Here is a 5,801-nt window from a genome sequence, read left to right on the forward strand (position 1 = left end):
GCGAAGGGCCGGTCGAGGATGGGCACGACGGTGTCCAGGTCGGCGGGATAAATGGGAAACCGGCCTGCGGTGCCGAATTTCAGGTGGGGGGCGGACAGCCGCGGGTCTGGGACGAAGTACATTCCGACACCGGCGCGGGTGAGGTCGGCGGACAGGTATAGCGCTTCGGCGTAGGCACTGCGCCATCCGGTCTGGTCGCTGAATCCACCGGCACGGGTCAGTAGCGCGCGGTCGGTGAGGAACGTCCCTCCGACCAGATGGACCGGCAGCGGGGCCAGCAGGCCACTGGCCGCATCGAGCAGGGGTGCTGGTCCGTCGAGGTAGGCCGATGGGAAGGCGTGAAACCGGGTGGAGAAGTGGGCGGTGCCCAGGTCGAGGCGGCCGATCTCGTCGAGGTCGACGACGTCCCGGGGTCGGAGGGCTCGGTAGTAGAACGGCAGCATGACCAGCCCGGCCGCTCGGTCGCTGTCTCGAAGACGTGCGAGCGTGTAGGCAGCCCCGGCGGCATAGTGGGCACTGAACAGGCAGTCGTCGTCGCCGAACAGCAGCCAGTCGCACGACGCCGCCTCGACCGCGATATTCCGACCAGCGGTCATCCCGGCGTTCGCGGCTAGGCGGACGGCGCGGACGGGAACCTCGCCCGGCAGAGCGGTGTAGTGGTCCAGCACGTCACCGGTGTGGTCGGTGGAGCCGTCGTCGACAACGACGATCTCGGCGAGGGTGTCACCGGCCTGACCGCGCAGGGTGTCCAACGCCCAGGTCAGCGGGTTGTCGTGGAGCCGGCCGGCAGACGGGTCGAACGGGCATCGGTTGTAGGTCGTGAGCACGGCCGACACCCGCCGCCAGGTGCTCCGATGGTCTGTCAGGACGGGCGGCGTGACGACTAGGTCGGCGACGAGACGGTCAAGCCGCTCCGCGGTAGTGGTGGTCATGGACGGTTCACCGTTCGGTCTTGTCGTGGATGTAGGTGTGGCCGGTGACGGCCCGGTGCAGACCGTTGGCGAGACACCACCAGGGCCCGGCGCTGTGAGTGAGGGAGGCGCCGAGCGTTCCGGCGACCTCGCGGAGGCGGAGACGTTCGGATCGCAGGCCCCGTCGGCGGATCTCCTCGACGATCAGATAAGCCGGTGCGAGGTAGATCCCGGCCGCCGCAGCTGCGGCCAGCGCACCGAGGGCGGGACGGCGGGCGAACAGCGGAAGCGCGCAGGTGGCCGCCAGCGTGGGTGAGGTCGCCAGCCAGATGGCTCCCCGGCCAAGGCCCTGGGCGGCGAGCAGCCCAAGGACCCCCGTACTTGCGACGGGCTCGCCGGGCAGTCCGCCGTCGGCGGCGATACGCAGCAGGGTCGGGTAGTCGACGTAGGACCAGAACCACTGCCGCTTCTGCCGGATGACCTCCATGGGTGTGGTCGGACTGTCGGCCCATTCGACGGCGGGGATCGGGTCGATCGGAATGCCAGCGGCCGAAAGCAGGAATCCCAACGCGAGGTCTTCGTTCATCGTGCGGGTGGGCAGCCCACCCCAGCGCAGGAACGTGGCACCGTGCAGGAACAGGCCGTGGCCGGTGCAGTGGGCGTACCGCGGCCAGCCTGGGCGCGCACGGCGGCGGGTGCCCTGCTGGTGGCGGTGGCGGCGCCAGGTGGGGATCTCTCGGGCCAGGCTCCACCGAGACTGGAGGAACGCCGTACCCGTGAGGTAGCAGCCGGCCGGGCCCCGGGCGAAGGTGGGCAGGTTGGCGAGGAATAGCGCGGACTGTTGCAGGACGCATGGCGGGCTTCCGGTCGCCTCGTGCAGGTCGGTGATGCGGCGGGCCGCGGTGGTGAGCGTGGCGGGTTCGGGGCGGGAGTCGGCGGTGTACTGGGCGAGGTACACCAGCGTCATGTCCATGCCGGCGGCGGCGAGCCGGTCGAGTTCGACACGCCCGGCGTGATTGATCTGGTCGGCCATCGTGCCCCGAGGGTCGGGGTAGTGATGGTGACGGACCGAGGGGTGCTCACGGGCGAGTGCCGCCGCAAGCTGGCTCGTGGTGGGCAGGGCGTCGAACTCGGCCTGGACCGTGGCCGCGCAGTCCGCGGCGCTCTGCCCCCGACAGGTCTGCGCGAGTGTCGTGAGCACCGGAACGGGGAGCACTCCTCGGAAGTCCCGGACCAGGCGGAACGCCGGTGTGCCCGCGGCCAGGGCCGCCGCGAGTTCGGGTAGGCGTGCGCCAGACCGGTCGTGTTCGGCGTCCTCGCGTGCGGTGGTCACCACCACGACGGACGCGGGGCCGTAGGTGGCGGCCATGCGGCTGAAGCAGGCGACCGTATCGCCGATCAGGGCCTGCTCGCGCAGCATCGGGATGATCAAAACGAAGAACGGGCGCGCCCGCACGGTCGATGTCGGTTCGGAGCGATCAGGGCTCGCCGCGTGCAGCCAGCGCAGCGAAGAGTAGGTGCCCATTGTTCCCTGGACGCCGCGGACAGTGGTGGCCGCGGCTGCGGCCCAGCACAGCCGCGCCCACGGCGCCCGCCGATTCTGGGGGCTCATAGCGGGACCGTTCCGAGGCGGTGCACGGTGAATGCTTCCCGAAAGCCGCCGCCGGTCATCGCGCCGCGGTAGCCGGCCAGATAGCGGGCTGGTTCGCCGACGTAGTCGGCCTGCCCTGCGCCTTTCGCGGTCTGGGTCTGCGACCGGTAGCACCACAACGCCGTCACCTTGGCCTCAAGGGTGTCGGTGATGTCTTCGAGGTAGACCGGATCGGCGATGGGACTCCACACCTCATAGCCCAGGATCGTCGGGGTCCACCAGGGTCCGCCGCCCCATTCGGGGAAGTTGGCGCTGCCGGCCATCCCCGCCGCGCGCAGGCACAGGGCGGCTGCTTCCCGATGGTCAAATGAACCGTCATCGGGATGCGGCATGTATAGCAGCGTGGGCTGGAAACGGCGCAGGACCGTCATCACGGCACCGACCTGGTCGGAATCGCGGACGTCCACGCCGCCGTCGGGAATCCGTAGCCATGTCAGCTCATCCGCCGCTACGCCCAAGACACCGGTCGCGGCGATGGCTTCCTGTTCCCGGATCGGCCCGAGCTGGTCAGGGGCGACGGTGGGGCTGGCGTGCTCGCCGGACGTCAGGTAGAGCACGCCGACGGTGCGGCCGGCGGTGGTGTGGTGGGCGATGCTGCCGCCGCAGCCGAGCACCTCGTCATCCGGGTGCGCGGCGACGACCAGAACCCGGCTCACCGGCGTACCCGTCCCATCGGGCTCCAGAGGCGGGTATGCAGCCGTCGGCGGCCCGGCCGGGGCCCGGCGTCACCGGCCGCGGTCAGTCGGCCGGCTGCGGCCTGGTTCAGGACGTCAGTGGCCAGCCGGCGGGTGCCATCAAACATGTCCAGTCCCGATAGCTCCTCGGCGCCGAACCACCGCCGCGGGAGTTGCCCTTCGCCGGGGTCGACAGCCACATCGAGATCGACGAAGCCGACGTAGAGGTGATCCACATGAATGTGGGGTTCCGGATGCCGGTCGGCTCCAACAGGTTCTTCCACGATCCACCACGGCATCGCCACGGCCGTCTCCCCGTCGCCACCGAACCCCCAGGGCACCGGGATCTGATGCGGCGGGGCCACCAGGGCAGCGGTGTGGCCGGTTTCCTCGGCGACCTCGCGCAGCGCGGCCTGGGCCGGGTTCTCCCTCGGTTCAACATGTCCGCCGGGAAGCATCCACCGGTCGTAGCGGGGATGGCGGATCAGCCCCAGCATCCACCGCCGGCCAGGGGCGGGCTGGTGTAGGAGGAACACGCTGGCGGTCGCGTGACGAGCCCCCCTCATGATTCGAGGACCCGGCGGATCGTAGAGATCATCCGCTGTTCGTCGGTGGGTGCCACGCCTTCGTGGCAGGGCAGGCTGACCAACAGGGAGCACAAAGCCGTGGCATTCGGACAATCGTCGGCGGGGATGTCAGCGAACGCGTCATAGCGGTACAGCGGCCGGTAGGCATAGCGGTGCGGGTCGGAGACGAACCCGGCCTCGCCGAGGCCCTCACCCAGCAGACTCGCCATCGCGGGGTCGTCGGCGAGGAAGAGCACGGCGTACCCGTTCGCGGTCCCGTCGCGGACCGGGAAGGGCGTCACACCAGCGACGCCGGCCAGCGCGGCGGCCAGACGTGCCTGGATCACCCGCCGGGTAGCCAGCCGCTGCCCGAAGCGGGCCAGCTGGCTCACACCGAGCGCCGCGGACAGCGCCGGCAACTTGAAGTTCAAGCCGAAACAGCGGCCGAACTCTTCACCCCTGGCGATCTTTCCGGCGTTGCGCAACGCGACCAGCCGGCGGGCCATGTCCGTGTCGTCGGTGAGAAGGAAACCTCCTTCACCGGTATTGATGAGCTTGCGCTCGTGGGTGCTAAGGGCACCTACCCGGCCGCGAGTCCCGACGAGCCGGTCGCCGGTGCGGCTGCCGTGCGCCTGCGCGGCGTCTTCGACGAGGATGAGTCCGTGCCGGGCGCACAGGGCCGCCAGCGCATCGCCGTCCGCCGGGTAGCCCCACATCGCCACCGAGATGATCGCGCGGGTGCGGGGGCTGAGGCGGGACTGTACATCGGGCAGGCTGAGCGCAAAGGACGCGCTGTCGGCGACATCGGCGAAGACCGGCCGGGCACCGACAGCCAGGACAGGCATCGCGGTCATCACCGGCGCGGTCGCCGGCACGATCACCTCGTCACCAGGTCCGATGCCATGGGCCAGCAGCGCCAAGTGGATCGCGGCGGTACCCGATGAGCAGGCCACCGCATGCCCTACCCCGAACGTTCTTCCCAGCGCGCGCTCGTAGGTGGCGACGACCGGCGCCGTACCGGAAAGGTCCCTCGTCGACAGCGCCTCCATTACGGCGGCGCTATCCGTTTCGTCGAGCAGCGGATGGGCGGTATCGAGGACTTCTGTGCTCACGCGGCGGCCCTCTGCTCCACGAGGTCCAACAGCTCGAACGTGGGAAGCAGGTCGGCCAGCCCGGGAGTGAACGGCGACCGGGACGTTGCAGCGGTCAGGAACGCCCGCAGCTCGTGCTGGAATCCGGTCCGCTCGAAGCCGGTGTCCAACGGGCTCGGACGCCACTGCTGCGACCAGCCCCGTGACCCGCCCGCCGCGGACGCGGCCGGCAACCCCGTCACCGTCAGTTCCGCCAACCCCGTCAGCGCAATCCCGACTCCGGCGTCGGTGAGGATCTCCACCCGGCTCTCGAACCGAGGCGCATACGTCCCCGTCAATACACTGCCGACCGCCCCGGACGCGGACTGGGTCTGCACGGAAACCAGGGTGTCCGTCCCGTCATGCAAACACACGGTTTCCACGGTCATCGCCGGCCCGGTCAGATTCAGCAGGAGATCGAACGGATGGATCGCCTGGGCGAGCAGGAAACTCCGCAACGGCGGCAGCCCCCACAGCGCCCCGCGGGGTTTGCTTGCGACGTGCCGGACGGTCACCGACACCGGCATGCCGACCTCGGGCTGTGTCAGCAGCTCCCGAATCCGCAGGTAGGGGCCGGCATAGCGCATGTTCATCCCGACGCCCGTCGTAACCCCACGCCGCTCGGCGGCATCCGCGAGCCGCCGCAGACCCACGGTGGACACTGCCGGCGGCTTCTCCAGGAACACCCCGAGACCGCGCTCGATAGCTGCGTGGGCGATCTCTTCGTGGGCCTGCGGAGGGCAGGCTGCGATCATCGCGTCCACCGCGACCTCGCTGAACAGCGCGTCGACGGACTCGAAGCGGTACGGGACCCCGAACCGGTCCGCGACTCGGTCGACGAGGGCATCATCGAGGTCCACCAGGGCGGT

Annotated in this window: 6 protein-coding genes; all 6 read right to left on the minus strand. The window is 70.1% G+C overall.

Annotated features, from left to right (window positions below; translation table 11 throughout):
• Nucleotides 1-932, minus strand: a 932-nt coding sequence (locus U9980_RS16385) for a glycosyltransferase family 2 protein (RefSeq protein ID WP_322768712.1), incomplete at its 3' end; no start/stop codon positions are given.
• Between the two features lie 7 nt (nt 933-939).
• On the minus strand, nt 940-2,523 hold the full coding sequence (locus U9980_RS16390) for a glycosyltransferase family 2 protein (RefSeq protein ID WP_322768713.1): 1,584 nt from the start codon (nt 2,521-2,523) through the stop codon (nt 940-942).
• Complete coding sequence (locus U9980_RS16395) at nt 2,520-3,218, minus strand: PIG-L deacetylase family protein (protein WP_322768714.1); 699 nt, start codon at nt 3,216-3,218, stop codon at nt 2,520-2,522. Before U9980_RS16395 ends, U9980_RS16390 begins: the two co-directional genes overlap by 4 nt.
• Entirely contained in the window at nt 3,215-3,802 is a 588-nt protein-coding gene (locus tag U9980_RS16400; protein WP_322768715.1) for an NUDIX hydrolase, read from the minus strand. Before U9980_RS16400 ends, U9980_RS16395 begins: the two co-directional genes overlap by 4 nt.
• Nucleotides 3,799-4,914, minus strand: a complete 1,116-nt coding sequence (locus tag U9980_RS16405; protein WP_322768716.1) for a DegT/DnrJ/EryC1/StrS aminotransferase family protein — start codon at nt 4,912-4,914, stop codon at nt 3,799-3,801. Before U9980_RS16405 ends, U9980_RS16400 begins: the two co-directional genes overlap by 4 nt.
• On the minus strand, nt 4,911-5,801 hold an 891-nt coding region (locus tag U9980_RS16410), incomplete at its 5' end, for a Gfo/Idh/MocA family oxidoreductase (protein ID WP_322768717.1). The genes U9980_RS16405 and U9980_RS16410, both read right to left, overlap by 4 nt.

The organism is Protofrankia sp. Cr1, assembly GCF_963555865.1.
Taxonomy (GTDB): Bacteria; Actinomycetota; Actinomycetes; order Frankiales; family Frankiaceae; genus Protofrankia.

Coding starts and splice junctions, on each gene's coding strand:
- U9980_RS16400 (WP_322768715.1), bottom strand. CDS start 3,802: ATGAGGGGGGCTCGTCACGCGACCGCCAGCGTGTTCCTCCTACACCAG.
- U9980_RS16390 (WP_322768713.1), bottom strand. CDS start 2,523: ATGAGCCCCCAGAATCGGCGGGCGCCGTGGGCGCGGCTGTGCTGGGCC.